Annotated in this window: 15 protein-coding genes; 9 read left to right on the forward strand and 6 right to left on the reverse strand. The window is 59.2% G+C overall.

Translation table 11 applies throughout. The features are described from left to right. Nucleotides 1-61: 61 nt before the first annotated feature. The 3 genes from D3Z90_RS03460 to D3Z90_RS03470 form a co-directional block, all read right to left on the reverse strand. On the reverse strand, nucleotides 62-2,872 hold the full coding sequence (locus D3Z90_RS03460; protein ID WP_136474419.1) for an FAD-binding and (Fe-S)-binding domain-containing protein: 2,811 nt from the start codon (nucleotides 2,870-2,872) through the stop codon (nucleotides 62-64). An 83-nt stretch (nucleotides 2,873-2,955) separates the two neighbouring features. Continuing rightward, the gene (lldD, locus tag D3Z90_RS03465) at nucleotides 2,956-4,101 is read right to left on the reverse strand and encodes an FMN-dependent L-lactate dehydrogenase LldD (protein WP_136474420.1); all 1,146 of its coding nucleotides are present in this window, start codon (nucleotides 4,099-4,101) and stop codon (nucleotides 2,956-2,958) included. A 68-nt stretch (nucleotides 4,102-4,169) separates the two neighbouring features. Continuing rightward, nucleotides 4,170-5,837, reverse strand: coding sequence for a lactate permease LctP family transporter (locus D3Z90_RS03470; protein ID WP_136474421.1), 1,668 nt, complete (start codon nucleotides 5,835-5,837; stop codon nucleotides 4,170-4,172). A 254-nt stretch (nucleotides 5,838-6,091) separates the two neighbouring features. Here D3Z90_RS03470 and D3Z90_RS03475 point away from each other — a divergent pair, with 254 nt between their 5' ends. After that, entirely contained in the window at nucleotides 6,092-6,859 is a 768-nt protein-coding gene (locus tag D3Z90_RS03475; protein ID WP_136474422.1) for a GntR family transcriptional regulator, read from the forward strand. 93 nt (nucleotides 6,860-6,952) lie between these two features. Here the strand turns inward: D3Z90_RS03475 and smpB are convergent, their stop codons facing one another. After that, entirely contained in the window at nucleotides 6,953-7,435 is a 483-nt protein-coding gene (smpB, locus tag D3Z90_RS03480; protein WP_136474423.1) for an SsrA-binding protein SmpB, read from the reverse strand. A 116-nt stretch (nucleotides 7,436-7,551) separates the two neighbouring features. Here smpB and D3Z90_RS03485 point away from each other — a divergent pair, with 116 nt between their 5' ends. From D3Z90_RS03485 to D3Z90_RS03495, 3 genes are read left to right on the forward strand one after another with little or no spacing between them, the layout of a single operon-like run. Further along, entirely contained in the window at nucleotides 7,552-8,955 is a 1,404-nt protein-coding gene (locus D3Z90_RS03485; RefSeq protein WP_136474424.1) for a sodium-dependent transporter, read from the forward strand. 7 nt (nucleotides 8,956-8,962) lie between these two features. Continuing rightward, a complete protein-coding gene (locus tag D3Z90_RS03490) occupies nucleotides 8,963-9,397 on the forward strand; it encodes a type II toxin-antitoxin system RatA family toxin (RefSeq protein WP_136474425.1) in 435 nt (144 codons plus the stop codon). Then, nucleotides 9,387-9,689, forward strand: coding sequence for an RnfH family protein (locus D3Z90_RS03495; RefSeq protein WP_136474426.1), 303 nt, complete (start codon nucleotides 9,387-9,389; stop codon nucleotides 9,687-9,689). The genes D3Z90_RS03490 and D3Z90_RS03495 overlap by 11 nt, the downstream gene beginning before the upstream one ends. A gap of 49 nt (nucleotides 9,690-9,738) precedes the next feature. On the opposite strand, the gene D3Z90_RS03500 is transcribed toward D3Z90_RS03495, so the two are convergent. Beyond that, nucleotides 9,739-10,275 (reverse strand): outer membrane protein assembly factor BamE, encoded by a 537-nt coding sequence (locus tag D3Z90_RS03500; RefSeq protein ID WP_136474427.1) that lies wholly within the window; start codon nucleotides 10,273-10,275, stop codon nucleotides 9,739-9,741. A 97-nt stretch (nucleotides 10,276-10,372) separates the two neighbouring features. Between D3Z90_RS03500 and fur the strand changes: the two genes are divergently transcribed. After that, nucleotides 10,373-10,777, forward strand: coding sequence for a ferric iron uptake transcriptional regulator (fur, locus tag D3Z90_RS03505; RefSeq protein ID WP_136474428.1), 405 nt, complete (start codon nucleotides 10,373-10,375; stop codon nucleotides 10,775-10,777). A gap of 62 nt (nucleotides 10,778-10,839) precedes the next feature. Here the strand turns inward: fur and recN are convergent, their stop codons facing one another. Further along, entirely contained in the window at nucleotides 10,840-12,513 is a 1,674-nt protein-coding gene (gene recN, locus D3Z90_RS03510) for a DNA repair protein RecN (RefSeq protein WP_136474429.1), read from the reverse strand. A 231-nt stretch (nucleotides 12,514-12,744) separates the two neighbouring features. Here recN and grpE point away from each other — a divergent pair, with 231 nt between their 5' ends. The 4 genes from grpE (at nucleotide 12,745) to dapB (ending at nucleotide 17,469) form a co-directional block, all read left to right on the forward strand. Continuing rightward, entirely contained in the window at nucleotides 12,745-13,299 is a 555-nt protein-coding gene (gene grpE / locus D3Z90_RS03515; protein ID WP_136474430.1) for a nucleotide exchange factor GrpE, read from the forward strand. Between the two features lie 101 nt (nucleotides 13,300-13,400). Then, nucleotides 13,401-15,317: a molecular chaperone DnaK gene (gene dnaK / locus D3Z90_RS03520; RefSeq protein ID WP_136474431.1), complete on the forward strand. Its 1,917-nt coding sequence runs from the start codon at nucleotides 13,401-13,403 to the stop codon at nucleotides 15,315-15,317. Nucleotides 15,318-15,527: 210 nt separating this feature from the next. After that, entirely contained in the window at nucleotides 15,528-16,652 is a 1,125-nt protein-coding gene (dnaJ, locus tag D3Z90_RS03525) for a molecular chaperone DnaJ (protein WP_136474432.1), read from the forward strand. Nucleotides 16,653-16,665: 13 nt separating this feature from the next. Then, nucleotides 16,666-17,469, forward strand: coding sequence for a 4-hydroxy-tetrahydrodipicolinate reductase (gene dapB / locus D3Z90_RS03530; RefSeq protein ID WP_136474433.1), 804 nt, complete (start codon nucleotides 16,666-16,668; stop codon nucleotides 17,467-17,469). Nucleotides 17,470-17,548: the final 79 nt, after the last annotated feature.

The raw sequence follows: 17,548 nt of genomic DNA on the forward strand, positions 1-17,548 counted from the left end.
AGGGCGCAGTTCAGGTGCGCTGGGGGGGGGCGGCCTGAACTGCTTTGCTGCGGGGTAGGTGTTACGTGATCCGTGGCTGGGTCACGCGATCTACCAGGTACACCAGGCCGTGATAATCGATTCCGCCATGGTTCGACAGGCCGATCTCACAGGTGCGGCTGGTGGAAATGCCTTCGCTGCAATATTGCACTGCATCCTTGAGACTGCGCAGCGAGTGGGCGTTGAGTTCCGGCGTGGTAAAGCCTTTGTCGCCAGCAAAGCCGCAGCAATGAATGCCTTCCGGGATCACCACCTCTTTGCTGCAACGCCGGGCCAGGTCGATCAGTGCCTGGCTTTCCCCCAGGTGCTGGGTGCTGCAGGTCACGTGTACAGCGATCGGCTCGTCCTGAGGGGTGAACTCCAGTTTGTCGAGCAAGTGGCTGCGAATAAAACGCACAGGGTCGTAGAGGTCCAGGCGGGTATCAGCCAGATCCTGAACCAGGCGCAAGGTGCACGGGCTGGTGTCGCAGTAGATCGGGTCGAGACCGCCACGACTGGCCAACAGCAAGGCGTTGATCATCTCCTGGCGTTTGTGTTCGGCCTGTTCGGCATAGCCCTTGGAGGCGAACGGCTGACCGCAGCAAAGGCTGTCGGCGTTCTCCGGGAACACCACCTGATAGCCGGCCTTTTCCAGCAGACCGCGGGTTTTGTCCAGCAGCGAGGTTTGTTCGTGGTCGGCTGCTGCCGGGCCCATTACCCGTGAGACGCAGGCGGCAAGGTAGACCACGCGAGGGCGTGCGTCGTTGCTGGCGGTAGGCAGTTGCAGCGACTTCAGCGGCTGCGGCATGGCCGCTGTCCATTGCGGCACACGGCCGTGGCTCAGCTTGCTTAAGCTCGCGCTCATGCGGCTCAGACGTGGCGCGCCGAGTAGCTTGCGTGCGCCATTGGCGGCGCGTAGGGTCAGGCGAGCACCGCTGAGGGCGGTGTGGAAGTTCTCCGCCAGCCAATCGGCTGTTTTCACATGGTCGGCGGTTTGGCCGCGCAACTTTCTGACCAGTTCGCCGGTGTTGATACCCACCGGGCAACGCTGGGCACACAGTCCCGTGGCGGCGCAGGTGTCGATGCCTTGGTACTGATAGTCGCGCTCAAGTTCCCGGGTGTCTTCGCCGGCCCGTTTCTTGGCCTGGATATCGCGCCACATGACGATGCGCTGGCGTGGGCTGAGCGTCAGGCCTTTGGAAGGGCACACGGGCTCGCAGAAACCACACTCGATGCATTTATCGACGATTTCGTCAGCGGCTGGCAGCGGCTTGAGATTCTTCAAATGCAGTTGTGGGTCGTCGGTCAGCACCACCCCTGGGTTGAGGATGCCGGCCGGGTCAAGCAAACGCTTGAGCTGCCACATCAATTGGTAGGCATCGCTGCCCCATTCCAACTCAACGAAGGGGGCCATGTTGCGCCCGGTGCCGTGTTCGGCTTTGAGCGAACCACCGTATTCCACCGCCACCAGTTGCGCGACGTCGTCCATGAACGCTGAGTAGCGCGCCACCTGTTCAGGCGAGTCGAAGCCCTGGGTGAAGACGAAATGCAAGTTGCCTTCCAGGGCATGGCCGAACAGGATCGCTTCGTCGTAGCTGTGTTTGTCGAACAGCTCGATCAGCCGGTTCACACCTTCGGCGAGCTTTTCGACGGGGAAGGTCACGTCTTCGATGATGACCGTGGTGCCGGTCTCGCGGACTGCACCGACTGCAGGGAAGGTGTCCTTACGAATCCGCCAGAGCTGGTTGTAGACCACTGGGTCTTCGCTGAAATCGACCTGCTTTTCGACCGGGAATTCAGCGATGGAAGCGCTGATGTGCTGCAGTTGTTCATGCAGCAGCGTCTGGGTTGCTGCACGCGATTCGATGAGCAACGCACAAGCACCCGGCGACAGGCTTTTCACCCAGGTCGGCATGCCCTTCATGTTTTCCACCGAGCGCAGGCTGCGGCGGTCAAGCAGTTCAACGGCCGAGACTGGCTGTTGTTTGAGCACCGGCACTGCCTTGCAGCAGGTCTCGACATCCGGGAAGACGATCAACGCACTGGCTTTGTGCGGATGGTCCGGCACGGTGTCGTAGGTCACGGCGCTGATGAAGCCGAGTGTGCCTTCGGAGCCGACCATCAGGTGGGTGAGAATGTCCAAAGGTTCGTCGTAGTCGACCAGGGCATTGAGGGACAGGCCAGTGGTGTTCTTCAGTCGATATTTGTGCCGAATCTTTGCCGCCAGATCGGTATTGGCGCGGGTTTGCCGGCCAAGCTCAGCGAGCTGCTCAAGCAGGGCACCGTGGGTCTCACGCAGGCGGCTGACGCTTTCGGGTATTTCGCTGTCGAGCAAGGTGCCGTCTGCCAGCAGCAGGCGCATGCCGGCGAGCGTGTGGTAGGTGTTTTGCGCAGTGCCGCAGCACATGCCGCTGGCGTTGTTGGCGACGATGCCGCCGATCTTGCAGGCGTTGATCGAGGCCGGGTCTGGGCCGATCTTGCGGCCGAACGGTACCAGCCAGGCGTTGGCCTGGGCGCCGATGACGCCGGGTTGCAGGCGAATCTGCGTGCCGTCTTTGCGGATATCGTGGCCATTCCAGTTATCGCCCAGCACCAGCAGTACTGAATCACTCACCGCCTGGCCGGACAAGCTGGTGCCTGCAGCGCGGAAGGTTACCGCTACTTTTTCGGCGTGTGCGACCTTGAGCAGGGTTGCGACTTCGTCTTCGCTCTCGACGCGAATCACCAGTTTCGGGATCAGGCGGTAGAAACTGGCATCGGTGCCGAAAGCCAGGGTCGAGAGCGGGTCGTCGAAGCGTCGCTCGCGGGGGATCAGGTGTTCAACCGTGTCGAGGAACGCGGCGGGCAGACTCATGCAAACTCCTCGCGAGGCCACGGCGTCTGGTGCGCCGTATACCTCGGTCAATCAGGCGGTGATTGGTGCGGGCGTGGGTGGAATCACGCGCCCAGTTCGCGTACCAACGAGTCACGGGTGATCTCGCTGATGGTTTTGGCGCCAGTCAGCACCATGGCCACGCGCATTTCTTTCTCGAACAGATCCAGTAGGTTCTTCACGCCGGCTTCACCCGCGGTGGCCAGAGCGTAGAGGAATGCACGGCCGATCAACACGGTGTCTGCGCCCAGGGCAATCATGCGCACCACATCGAGGCCGCTGCGAATGCCGGAGTCGGCGAGAATCTTCAGGTCGCCTTTCACCGCGTCGGCGATTGCCGGCAGGGCGCGCGCGCTGGACAGTACGCCGTCGAGTTGGCGGCCGCCGTGGTTGGAGACGACGATGCCGTCGGCACCGAATTTCACCGCATCCTTGGCGTCTTGCGGGTCAAGAATGCCCTTGATCACCATTGGGCCATCCCAGAACTCGCGGATCCACTCCAGGTCTTTCCAGGAAATCGACGGGTCAAAATTGTTGCCCAGCCAGCCGATGTAGTCGGCAAGGCCCGTCGGGCTGCCACGGTAGGTGGAGATGTTGCCCAGGTCGTGCGGCTTGCCCAGCAGGCCGACGTCGATGGCCCATTGCGGATGGGTCATGGCCTGCCAGACGCGACGCAGTGGCGCGTTCGGGCCGCTCATGCCGGAGTGGGCGTCGCGGTAGCGGGCGCCAGGTACCGGCATGTCTACAGTGAATACCAGGGTGGTAACACCGGCAGCCTTGGCACGTTCCAGGGCGTTGCGCATGAAGCCGCGGTCTTTGAGGACATACAGCTGGAACCACATCGGGCGGTCGATGGCCGGGGCAACTTCCTCGATCGGGCACACCGAAACGGTCGACATGGTGAACGGGATGCCTTTGGCCGCTGCTGCGCGAGCTGCCTGCACCTCGCCGCGGCGGGCATACATGCCGGTCAGGCCGACCGGTGCCAGGGCCACCGGCATGCTCAGTTTCTCATTGAACAGTTGCGTCTCAAGGCTCAGCTCGGACATGTTTTTCAGCACGCGCTGACGCAATGCAATGCTGGCCAGGTCTTCAACGTTGTGACGCAGCGTGTACTCGGCGTAGGCGCCGCCGTCTGCGTAGTGGAAGAGGAACGGCGGCAGCTTGCGTTGGGCGGCTGCGCGGTAGTCGGTAGAGGCAGAAATGATCATGTGGTCTCGCTGCGTCGATTGAAGGAGCGGATGCCGGGCGCGTTGCAGCGCGCCCGACCTCTGTCACTTTAGTGAACCAGCATGCCGGTCAGCCAATAGGCCTGAATCAAGGTAATCAGGCCGACGATGGTGGCGAAGAACAGGCTGTGCTTGAGCGTGAAGCGGAACAGATCCGATTCCTTGCCGACCAGGCCGGTGGCTGCGCAAGCTACGGCGATCGACTGAGGCGAGATCATCTTGCCTGTTACGCCGCCGCTGGTGTTAGCCGCAACCAGCAAGGTGTCATTGACGCCGATCTGGTGCGCAGTCGTTGCCTGCAAGGAGCTGAACAGTGCGTTCGACGAGGTGTCGGAACCGGTCAGGAATACGCCCAGCCAGCCAAGGAACGGCGAGAAGAATGGGAACGCCGCACCAGTACCAGCCAGTACCAGGGCCATTGTCGACGACATGCCCGAGTAGTTGGTGACGAAAGCGAAGGCCAGCACCATGCCGATCGACAGAATGGGCCAGCGCAGTTCGAAGAAGGTCTCTTTCAAAGTGGTCAGACCAGTTTTGAAGTTGATCTTCAGTACCAGCATGGAAATCAGCGCCGAGAAGAAAATCGCGGTACCGGTGGCGGAAATCGGGTCGAGCTTGAATACCGCAGGGATTGCCGTTGGGGTTGCGACGATTGGCGCGGTCTTGATCACCAATTGGTCAAGGTGCGGAATCGCGAAGTTGAACACCCAGCTGTACATCGAGCCGCCAGCGGCGAAGGCCGCCTTGAACGGTTTCAGGGTCCAGATGGTGACCAATACCGTAAGAATCAGGAACGGCGACCAGGCTTTGAAAATCTCGCCGAAGCTGTACGGCGAAGGCTGGCTGCCACCCCCATTGACCACCGCGGCGCCAACGCTGCCGGTAGCACTGGTGAACGAGCGTTTAGGCTGCCAGACCTTGAGGAACAGGGTCAGCGAAATCAGGCTGGCCAGGGCCGAGGTGATGTCCGGCAATTCCGGGCCAATGAAGTTCGAGGTGAAGTATTGGGTAACGGCAAAGCTCAGGCCGGCTACCAGTGCGGCAGGCCAGGTTTCTTTCACACCGCGCAGGCCGTCCATCATGAACACCAGCCAGAATGGTACGAACAGCGAAAGCAGCGGCAGTTGGCGGCCGGTCATAGCACCGATCTTGAACGCGTCGATACCCGTTACCTGGCCGGCAACGATGATCGGAATGCCCAAGGCGCCGAACGCCACTGGTGCGGTGTTGGCAATCAGGCACAAGCCTGCGGCGTATAGCGGGTTGAAACCCAAGCCTACCAGCAGGGCAGCGGTAATGGCCACGGGGGCACCGAACCCAGCTGCACCTTCAAGGAAGGCACCGAAGCAGAAACCGATCAGCAACACCTGCAGACGTTGGTCGTCGGTGATCGACAGTACCGAGCTGCGGATAACTTCGAACTGACCGCTCTTGACCGTCAGTTTGTAGAGGAACACCGCGGCAACGATGATCCAGGCAATCGGCCACAGGCCATAGGCAAAACCGTATCCGGCGGCGGCAATCGCCATGTCGGCGGGCATCTGGAAAGCGAAGATCGCTACCAGGATCGACAGGCCCAGCGTGATGCTGCCGGCCACGTGACCCTTGAGGCGGAACACCGCCAAGGCAAGGAAGAAGAATACGATCGGGATGACTGCCGCCAGTGCGGACAGGCCAAGACTACCAAGCGGACTGTAGAGCTGTTGCCAGGTTTGCATATGGGGTGGCCCCTAATTGTTGTTGGTCAGCATTGATATTGGATAATTGGTAAGACCAATTTACAATGTCGAGGCGCTAGGTTAAAAGCCTCTCTGTGGGTGTGTCAATTTGTCCCAAGAATTCTTTTGTAAGCCCGAAGGGTGGAATAGGGGTCTGAGCGGTAGGGAAAGTTGCTATCTGATGGGTGTCGCCAAGGTGCGGATAGGCCAGAATAGACAGCCCCGAACGCACTCGGGATCGTGGAGAGCATGTGATGGTTTTTGATCAAGTCCGCCAACGCCGTTTGTCCGACGATATTGTCGACCGGCTTGAGGGGATGATTCTTGAGGGCACTTTGACTGCCGGGCAGCGCCTGCCAGCTGAGCGGGCATTGGCCGAGCAGTTCGGCGTGTCACGGCCTTCGCTGCGTGAGGCGATCCAGAAACTGGTGGCCAAGGGGCTGCTGGTCAGTCGTCAGGGTGGTGGCAACTACGTGTCTGATTCCCTGGGGGCCACGTTCAGCGATCCGTTACTGCAACTGCTGGAAAGCAACCCTGAAGCGCAGCGCGATTTGCTGGAGTTTCGGCATACCTTGGAGGCATCGTGCGCGTATTACGCGGCGATGCGTGCGACCGAGCCCGATCGTCAGCGGCTCAAGGCAGCGTTCGATGCCCTGCAGGATTGCTACACCCGCCAGGGCGAAGTCAGTCGTGTCGAGGAAGGCGCGGCCGATGCTCGCTTCCATCTGGCGATTGCCGAGGCCAGCCACAATGCCGTGTTGCTTCACACCATTCGTGGTCTTTTCGATTTGCTCAAGCGTAACGTGGTGACCAACATCGGCGGCATGTACAAACAGCGCGAGGAAACGCGCGACATGTTGATCAATCAGCACCGCGATCTTTACCTGGCAATCGTCGAAGGGCGTGCCAATGATGCGCGAGAAGTCTCCAGCCAGCACATTTTGTATGTGCAGGAGGTGCTCGACGAGGTGCGCCAGGAAGTGCAGCGAACGGCGCGTGCGGAGCGGCGTAGCGGACGTTGAAGCAATCGCGGGGCAAGCCTGCTCCCACCAGAATCATACAACTCCGGTGAGAGCGGGCCAGCCCCGCGATGATAAGGCCGGTTCAGACCGAAATCAGTCTTCCTTGCCTTTGTTGCGTACCGCGCGTTGCAGTTCGCGGTTGGAATCGCGCTCGCGCTGGGTGTCGCGCTTGTCGTATTCCTTCTTGCCCTTGCCCAGTGCGATCTCGCACTTGATCAAGTGCTTGCTCCAGTAGATCGACAAGGCCACGCAGGTGTAGCCCTTTTGCTGCACGGCAGCATACAGGCGTTCCAGCTCGCGTCGATTGAGCAGCAGTTTTCGGGTGCGTGTAGGGTCGGCGATGACGTGCGTACTGGCAGCCGTCAGTGGCGTGATATGGCTGCCCATCAGCCAGGCCTCGCCATCTTTGAGCACCACATAGCTGTCAGTCAGATGCGCCTTGCCGGCACGCAGACTTTTTACTTCCCAACCGGACAGGACCAATCCGGCCTCGAACTTGTGTTCGATGAAGTAATCGTGTCGCGCCTTTTTATTCTGCGCGATGGTCCCTGTCGGATGTTTCTTTTGTTTAGCCATAGGGGCGGCATTATAGGCAGTCGTGGCGCTGTCGGCTATGGGGTAGCAGTGCGCTTGAGCCTGCGAGTTGAATCCCGGACAATGCGCGCTCTTTTTTTCCACAGTTGAGCGTGTTGATGTCGACGGACAAGGTTTCTGTCCATGGTGGCTGGGCCAGTCGCTGGGTATTTGTACTGGCGGCAACCGGCGCCGCGGTAGGTCTGGGGAGTATCTGGAAGTTCCCCTACATGGTCGGCGTCTATGGTGGCGGTGCGTTCGTTCTGGTGTTCCTCGCCTGTATCGCGCTGATCGGCATACCGGTGATGCTGGCCGAGACCCTGATTGGTCGTCGCACCCGGCAAAGTCCAGCCAACGCCCTGCGCGATCTGGCGCTGGAGGCCGGGCATTCGCCGCGCTGGTCGTGGTGGGCATTTGCCGGAATGGTAACGGCGCTGTTGATCCTGTCTTTCTACAGTGTGGTGGGCGGCTGGTCGTTCGACTACATCATCAATATGGGCAAAGGTGACTTTCAGGGGGTAACGGCTGACCAGGTCGGCGGCTACTTCAAAGACGTAATCAGCGACCCTTGGCGGCTGGTGCTTTGGCACAGCCTGTTCATGCTGCTTTCAGCCCTGGTCATTGCCCGTGGCGTAGTGGCGGGGCTGGAGAAAAGCTTGCGAATCATGATGCCGTTGCTGTTCCTGCTGCTGGTGATTCTCCTGGGCTACAGTCTGACCACCGGGCACTTCATGCAGGGCCTGCATTTCATGTTCGACTTCGATACCTCGCGTCTGCTCGATGGCTTGCTGCCTGCCATGGGGCACGCCTTCTTCTCGTTGAGTGTCGGTGTCGGTTCGCTGTTGATCTATGGGGCCTACATGCCCAAGGATGCGTCTATCGGTGGCACCATCGTCGCGGTAGCGCTGTTGGATACTTTCGTTTCGTTGCTTGCCGGTCTGGCCTTGTTTCCTATCGTGTTCGCGGCCGGGCTCAACCCCAGTGAAGGGCCTGGCTTGATGTTTGTTGCCTTGCCATTTGCCTTCGGAAATGTGGCCTTTGGCCAATTGATGGGCGTCGTATTCTTTGTTTTAGTAGCAGTGGCAGCCTGGAGTTCGGCAATTTCTCTGCTCGAACCCATGGTGGCTTACCTGGTCGAGCGTACCGGAGTTCGGCGCGGCTGGATCACCACTTGGCTGGCATTGAGTTGCTGGCTGGTTGGCCTGGGGACGGTGTTTTCGTTCAATATCTGGCAGCAGGCACGCTTTTTCGTGAACGACGACAGTGGTTTTCAGCTCTACCAATGGGGTGTGAGTGGTGGGCTGGACTTCTTCGGCGTTATCGACTTTTTCACCTCGCGGATCATGTTGCCGCTGGGTGGTTTGTGCTTTGTGGTATTCGCTGGTTGGATCATGGGGCGAGAAGCGGTGCGCGATGAGTTGGCGATGCGCAGCCCGCTGCTGTTTGCTCTGACCTTCTTCTTGATGCGCTATGTGGCGCCCCTCGGCATTCTGATTGTATTTGCCGCTCAGCTTTGGAAATGATGCTCGGATGACTACCCATATTCAACGCTCGGCCTTACTGCCCTATCCCGCCCAGGCGCTGTACGACCTGGTCAATGATGTTGCGCGGTATCCGGAGTTTCTGCCGTGGTGTTCCTCCACCACCGTGCTGGAAGAGAGCGACACGCTGATGCGTGCCAGCCTGGAAGCGGCCAAGGGTGGCATGAGCCAGAAGTTCGTTACTCGCAATGTACTGGTGCCGGGTCAATCGATCGAGATGAATCTGGAAGAGGGGCCGTTCAATCAGTTGCATGGCTTGTGGGTCTTCAAGCCATTGGGTGAGAAGGCCTGCAAAATCAGCCTGGATCTGTCGTTCGATTACGCCGGGCCATTGGTGCGGGCAACGTTGGGTCCGATCTTCAATCAGGCAGCCAACACCCTGGTAGACGCGTTTTGTCAGCGAGCCAAGCAACTTGCAGGTTGAAGTGGCCTACGCCACGGCCGAGCAGCAGTGGCTGCTGACGGTGGATGTTGCCCCCGGCACTACGTTGCGTGAAGCCGTGCGCTTGTCGGGCGTTGCCGAGCAGGTGCCGGGACTGGATATAAACGCGTGCCCGCTCGGCATCTTCGGCAAGGTTGTCCGTGATGCTGATCAACAGGTGGTTGTGGCGGGTGATCGAATCGAACTGTACAGGCCCTTGCTGATCGACCCCAAGGAGGTGCGCAAACAGCGGGCCGACAAGGTGGCAAGAGTGTTCAAGAAGGCCAAGCGCTGAAACGCAAAAAAGCCCGGAAGATCCGGGCTTTTCTTTGTCTGCAATAGGGTTATTGCGGCGAGGTTTCGATCGGTGCAGGGGTCGGTACTGGAATCGCTTCGATAGTATCGACTTCGCGCTGGATCTTTTCTTCCAGGGAACCTGGCTTGGCCGGGGTTTCCTTGACTTGTTCCGCAGACTCGGTAGTACCTGGCTGTGCTGGGCTGACGCTGGTGTCGCCGCTGCCTCCGAGGATTTCCTGATCGCGGCTTACGCCCGGCATGAAGTCGCCGGACAAGCTCACCAGCTGATCGCTTTCATTGAAGAAAATACTCATGCGTTCCTGCTGGCGTTGACCGCCGCCAGGCTGCAGGCTGTACAGGTAATCCCAACGATTGGTATGGAATGTATCCTGGATCAGGGGGTTGCCCATGATAAACCGTACTTGCCGACGGGTCATTCCGGGGCGTAATTGGTCTATCATGTCTTGCGTGACGACATTGCCCTGCTGGATGTCGATTTTGTAAACCCCGGGGAACGAGCAACCGGCGAGTGCGAGCAGTCCCACAAAGGTGAGGCTGGTTAGCAAGAGCTTGGTGTTTTGCATCGGTGGGCGACTTCCACTATCTTGGCTGGACAACGTAAACCCCGATCATACCCGTATTCAGAGAAGCTGCGAAGCAGCATCGGCGAGAAAGCTGACCATGGTTGAAAATAGCGAACTGCGCAAAGCCGGTCTCAAGGTGACACTGCCTCGAGTTAAAATTCTACAGATGCTCGACTCTACCGAGCAGCGTCACATGAGTGCTGAGGATGTCTACAAGGCGCTGATGGAGGCGGGCGAGGATGTCGGTCTGGCCACGGTTTACCGTGTTCTGACCCAGTTCGAAGCCGCTGGCCTGGTCGTGCGCCACAACTTCGACGGCGGTCATGCCGTGTTCGAGCTAGCCGACGGTGGCCACCACGACCATATGGTCAACGTGGAATCTGGCGAGGTTATCGAGTTCTTCGATAGCGAAATCGAAAAGCGCCAGAAAGAAATCGTCGCCGAGCATGGCTTCGAACTGGTTGACCATAATTTGGTCCTGTACGTGCGCAAGAAAAGATAAGTAACACTTCTTGCAGTACAGCATCGAAGGCGACCCAAGGGTCGCCTTTGTGCTTTCTGCGCTCAGGCCTTGCTGGTGACCACCATTTTGCGAGCATGAGCCAGGGATTCCTTCGTCAGGTCGATGCCGCCGAGCATCCTGGCTACCTCCTCTATACGTTCGCGCTTGCCCAGGCTGGCCACGGCCGTATGGGTGGCTTCGCTGTTGCGCACTTTATGCACAAACAGGTGGTGATGGCCTTGAGCGGCCACCTGTGGCAGGTGCGTTACTGTCAGCACTTGGCCGCGCTCACCTAAGCGGCGCAGCAATTGCCCGACGATTTCGGCAGTAGGGCCACCGATACCCACGTCGACTTCGTCGAATACCAGCGTCGGGATGCGCGAGGTTTGCGCGGTGATAACCTGGATGGCCAGGCTGATGCGGGAGAGTTCGCCCCCGGAGACAACCTTGGCCAGTCCCTTGAGGGGTTGGCCGGGGTTGGCGCTGACCAGCAACTCGACCTGCTCAAGGCCGTGTGGCGACAGCTCGTCGCCAGCATTTACATGCAGTTCGATGCAGAATCGGCCACCGGGCATGCCCAGTCGCTGAATTTCCTGCTCGACCGCGGCGGACAATTGACCGGCAGCCTGACCGCGCAGAGCGCTAAGCTCGCTGGCCTTGTCCTGATAGTGGCGCGCAAAAGCGGCCAATTCTTCACCCAGGCGCTCGATCGATTCGTCGCTGGCATTGAGGCCTTCAAGCTCTTCCATCAATTGTTGCTGAAGGGTGGCCAGTTCGGTGGGGTGCACGCGGTGCTTGCGGGCAAGGGTATAGATGCTGTCGAGCCGCTCTTCGAGCTGTTGCAGGCGCGCGGGGTCGGCGTCGAAGTGATCAAGAAAGCGATTGAGCTCGCCGACCGCTTCTTCAACTTGAATTTGGGCGCTGGCAATCATATTGGCAGCCTCGCCGAGCGCCTTCGGTGCATTTTGCACTGCGGTCAGGCGGTTGAGGCTGGCGGTCAGGGCGCTGAGCACATTGCCGGAGTCGTTCTCGCTGCAGTGGTCGATCACCTGGCGGCAAATGCCGAATAGCGCCTCGGCATTGGTCAGGTTCTTGTGCTCCTGTTCCAGTTGCTCCAGTTCATTCTCACCCAGGCCAAGATTGTCGAGTTCTTCGAGCTGGTAGCTGAGCAACTGCTGCTGGGCTCGTTGCTCGTCACCGGAGTTGGACAGTCGCTCCAGTTCCTGGCGTGTTTGCCGCCAGCGTTGGGCTGCCAGCTGTACCTGGCGGGCGAGGTCGGTAGCGCCTGCGTATTCGTCCAGCAGACGACGATGGGTGTCGGCCTTGAGCAGCGACTGGTGCTCGTGCTGGCTGTGAATATCGATCAGCAGCTCGCCGAGGGCCTTGAGGTCGCCGAGCGGGCAGGGGGTGCCATTGATGTAGCCACGGCTGCGACCTTCGGCGGTGATTACCCGGCGCAGGATGCACGGGCCATCGTGGTCAAGGTCGCGCTCGGCCAGCCAGGTGCGGGCTTCGGGGATATCGATGAGGTCGAAGGTGGCCAGGATGTCAGCCTTGTCGGCGCCGGGGCGGACCACGCCGCTGTCGGCGCGATCACCCAGGGTCAGGCCCAGGGCGTCGAGCATGATCGATTTGCCGGCCCCGGTTTCACCGGTAATGACGCTCATCCCGCGCGCGAGCTCGAGGTCAAGGTGTTCGACGATGGCGTAGTTGTGTACGGACAGGTGCACCAGCATTGGGGCGGCTCCCAGGCGTTAAGTCTGGTTATTTATACAGTGTTTTTAAATCCGCTGACAATGCTTGTGCTTAGTTCGATTTGGTTATCAGGAGGGCATTCTGATTGCGATGGGTTATGAACGAATCTGCCCGCTCCTGCATGGCAGCCCTTGAACCTGGGTTTTACGACCCCATATAGCCGGCAGAAGCGCGAGTTGAGCTCGCTGACACTATTCGAGAGGAGAGATTTTATGGCTGACGAACAGCTGGATGAACAGAATCTGAACGCCGAAGATGCAGGCGCACAAGAACTGAGCGCCCGCGTGCAGGTGCTCGAAGAGCAGCTGGCGGCGGCCCAGGATCAATCCCTGCGCACCACTGCCGACCTGCAGAACGTGCGTCGTCGTGCTGAGCAGGACGTCGAGAAAGCGCACAAATTTGCGCTGGAAAAATTCGCCGGTGACCTGTTGCCGGTCATCGACAGCCTCGAGCGCGGCCTGGAACTGTCCAGCCCTGACGACGAAAGCATTCGCCCGATGCGTGAAGGCATCGAGCTGACCCTGAAAATGTTCCACGACACGCTCAAGCGCTACAACCTTGAAGCTATTGACCCGCACGGCGAGCCGTTCAACGCCGAGCAGCACCAGGCCATGGCCATGCAGGAAAGCGCCGAGGTCGAGCCAAACAGTGTGCTCAAGGTGTTCCAGAAGGGCTACCAGCTCAATGGTCGTCTGCTGCGCCCGGCCATGGTCGTGGTCAGCAAGGCGCCCGCAGCGGTTTCGCCGTCGATTGACGAGCAGGCTTGAAATCGTTTCGAACGCCCCCATTTAGGTGTCAAGCATTCAAGTATTACCGCAGGTAGCCACCACTGCTGCGGCAACAAAATTCAAGTTTCGGGAGAGTTAACATGGGCAAAATTATCGGTATCGACCTGGGGACCACCAACTCCTGTGTCTCCATTCTGGAAAACGGCAACGTAAAGGTTATCGAGAACGCTGAAGGCGCTCGTACCACGCCGTCGATCATCGCTTACGCCAACGATGGCGAGATTCTGGTTGGTCAGTCGGCCAAGCGTCAGGCTGTTACCAACCCGCACAACACTCTGTACGCAGTAAAGCGTCTGATCGGTCGTCGTTTTGACGAAGATGTCGTGCAGAAAGACATCCAGATGGTTCCGTACAAAATCGTCAAGGCTGACAACAACGACGCCTGGGTTGAAGTAAACGGCCAGAAAATGGCACCGCCACAAATTTCGGCTGAAATCTTGAAAAAGATGAAGAAAACCGCCGAAGACTACCTGGGCGAGCCTGTTACCGAAGCGGTCATCACCGTTCCGGCCTACTTCAACGACAGCCAGCGTCAGGCTACCAAGGATGCCGGTCGCATCGCGGGTCTGGACGTAAAACGTATCATCAACGAGCCAACCGCAGCTGCTCTGGCTTACGGTATGGACAAGGCTAAAGGCGATCACACCGTGATCGTTTACGACCTGGGTGGCGGTACCTTCGACGTTTCGGTTATCGAAATCGCCGAAGTCGATGGCGAGCACCAGTTCGAAGTGTTGGCCACCAACGGTGACACGTTCCTCGGTGGTGAAGACTTCGACATTCGCCTGATCGACTACCTCGTCGACGAGTTCAAGAAAGAAAGCGGCATGAACCTCAAAGGTGACCCGCTGGCGATGCAGCGCCTGAAAGAAGCTGCTGAAAAAGCCAAGATCGAGCTGTCTTCGAGCCAGCAGACCGACGTCAACCTGCCGTACATCACTGCAGATGCCACCGGTCCTAAGCACCTGAACGTGAAGATCTCCCGCGCCAAGCTGGAGTCGCTGGTAGAAGATCTGGTTCAGCGCACTATCGAGCCTTGCCGCATCGCCATGAAAGATGCCGGTATCGACGTCAGCAAGATCGACGACGTGATCCTGGTTGGTGGTCAGACTCGTATGCCGCTGGTGCAGAAAGCAGTTACCGATTTCTTCGGTAAAGAAGCGCGTAAAGACGTCAACCCTGACGAAGCTGTTGCCATGGGTGCAGCAATCCAGGGCGCGGTATTGGCCGGTGACGTGAAAGACGTGCTGCTGCTGGACGTCAGCCCGCTGACCCTGGGTATCGAAACCATGGGTGGCGTGATGACCGCGCTGATCGAGAAGAACACCACTATCCCGACCAAAAAGTCGCAAGTGTTCTCGACTGCCGATGACAACCAGAGCGCTGTGACCATTCACGTGCTGCAAGGTGAGCGTAAACAGGCTGCACAGAACAAGTCCCTGGGCAAGTTCGACCTGGCCGAGATTCCACCAGCACCACGTGGCGTGCCACAGATCGAAGTAACCTTCGACATCGACGCCAACGGCATCCTGCACGTAGGCGCCAAAGACAAGGCTACTGGCAAAACTCAGTCGATCGTGATCAAGGCCAACTCGGGTCTGTCTGACGAAGAAATTCAACAGATGATCCGCGACGCCGAAGCGAACTCGGAAGAAGACCGCAAGTTCGAAGAGCTGGCCGCTGCCCGTAACCAGGGTGATGCACTGGTTCACTCGACTCGCAAAATGGTCGCTGACGCCGGTGACAAGGTCACTGCCGAAGAGAAGACTGCGATCGAGGCTGCAGTCGTTGCCCTGGAAGCCGCCATCAAAGGCGACGACAAGGCTGCTATCGATGCCAAGGTTGAAGAGCTGTCGAAAGTGTCGGCTCCAGTTGCTCAGAAAATGTACGCCGAGCAGCAGGCCGAACAGCCACAAGCTGGCGCGCAGCAGGCTGAAGAACCTAAGCACGACGACGTCGTCGATGCCGAGTTCGAAGAAGTCAAAGACAACAAGTAATTACTACAGGTTGTCGGCCGGTTGACTGCTTTGTAGTGGTTGGCTGGTAGGATGTCGCCGCGCGGGGGCTTGCTCCCGCGTTGGCGTGTCTGGAATACCCGAATTTTTACAGCATCTGTCAGGCCTCCTGGAGGTAGACGAGGCGGGTGCTGGCGGCACGGCGCGAAATGCGCAGAGGTTTGCCGAACGTCCTCAAGAGTGAAAAGACTTATGGCAAAGCGTGACTATTACGAAGTTCTGGGAGTTGAGCGCGGCTCCAGTGAAGCGGACCTGAAAAAGGCCTATCGCCGCCTGGCGATGAAGCATCACCCGGACCGTAATCCTGATGACAAAGAGTCGGAAGAGAAATTCAAAGAGGCCAACGAGGCCTATGAAGTTCTTTCCGACGCCAGCAAGCGCGCAGCGTATGACCAATACGGTCATGCCGGTGTCGACCCGAGCATGGGCGGTGGCGGTGCCGGATTTGGCGGCGCGAACTTCTCCGACATTTTCGGTGATGTGTTCAGCGATTTCTTCGGTGGCGGCCGTGGCGGCTCGCGTGGCGGCGCCCAGCGTGGCAGCGACCTGCGCTACACGCTGGAACTGAACCTGGAAGAAGCCGTGCGCGGCACCACGGTCAATATTCGTGTACCGACACTGGTCAACTGTGAGCCGTGTGATGGTTCCGGTGCCAAGAAAGGCTCTTCGCCTTCGACCTGTCCGACCTGTGGTGGTATTGGTCAGGTGCGCATGCAGCAGGGCTTTTTCTCGGTGCAGCAGACCTGCCCGCGTTGCCATGGTCAGGGCAAGATCATTACCGATCCTTGCAACTCCTGCCACGGCGAAGGTCGCATCGAAGAGTACAAGACCCTTTCGGTCAAGGTCCCGGCTGGCGTCGATACGGGCGATCGTATCCGTCTTTCCGGAGAAGGCGAGGCGGGTTCCCATGGCGGTCCGACTGGCGATCTTTACGTTGTGATCAACGTGCGCGAGCACGATATCTTCCAGCGTGACGGCAAGCATCTGTATTGCGAAGTGCCGATCAGCTACACCGATGCTGCACTGGGTGGCGAGCTGGAAGTGCCGACGCTCGATGGTCGGGTCAAGTTGAAGATCCCGGAAGGCACGCAAACCGGTAAGCAATTCCGTCTGCGTGGCAAGGGTGTGGCGCCGGTTCGTGGCGGTGGTGCTGGTGACCTGATGTGCCGTGTTGCGGTCGAAACTCCGGTCAATCTCAGCCGCCGTCAGCGCGAACTCCTCGAAGAGCTGCGCGACTCACTGGACGGTGATAGTTCTCACTCGCCCAAGGCCAGCGGCTGGTTCGAGGGTGTAAAGCGCTTCTTCGGCGACTTGTAAGAAGGAATAGGGCATGCGACGTATAGCAGTAATGGGTGCAGCAGGGCGCATGGGTAAAACCCTGATCGAGGCTGTGCAGCAAACGCCGGGCGCTGGCCTGACTGCGGCGATCGATCGCCCGGACAGCACGCTGGTCGGCGCTGATGCCGGCGAGCTGGCGGCGCTGGGTCGAATCGGTGTGCTGTTGTCTGATGATCTGGCCAAGGTTGCCGAGGAGTTCGATGTACTGATCGACTTCACGCACCCTTCGGTAACCCTGAAGAACCTGGCGTTCTGTCGCAAGGCAGGCAAGGCCATGATTATTGGCACCACCGGTTTCAGCGTTGAAGAAAAGCAGCTGCTGGCGGAAGCGGGCAAAGATATCCCAATCGTCTTCGCTGCCAACTTCAGTGTCGGCGTCAATCTCAGCCTGAAGCTGCTGGATATGGCAGCGCGCGTGCTGGGTGATGATGTGGATATCGAGATCATTGAAGCCCATCACCGTCACAAGGTCGATGCCCCTTCGGGTACTGCGCTGCGCATGGGCGAGGTAGTTGCCCAGGCGCTGGGGCGTGACCTGCAGGAAGTGGCGGTCTATGGTCGTGAAGGCCAGACCGGTGCGCGTGACCGCAAGACCATTGGCTTTGCCACTGTGCGTGCTGGTGATGTGGTGGGTGATCACACCGTGCTGTTCGCTGCCGACGGGGAGCGCCTGGAAATCACCCACAAGGCTTCCAGTCGCATGACCTTTGCCAAGGGTGCGGTACGTGCAGCACTCTGGCTCGATGGTCGCGAGCCTGGCTTGTACGACATGCAGGACGTTCTCGACCTGCGTTGATAGCCCCGCCCCTCCCTGTGGGGTGGTTTTGCTCCGTGATTGCGACCGTCCAGTTACGTCGCGTCGCGGGGCAAGTCCG

It is taken from the genome of Pseudomonas sp. DG56-2, from assembly GCF_004803755.1.
Lineage (GTDB): Bacteria > Pseudomonadota > Gammaproteobacteria > Pseudomonadales > Pseudomonadaceae > Aquipseudomonas > Aquipseudomonas auratipiscis.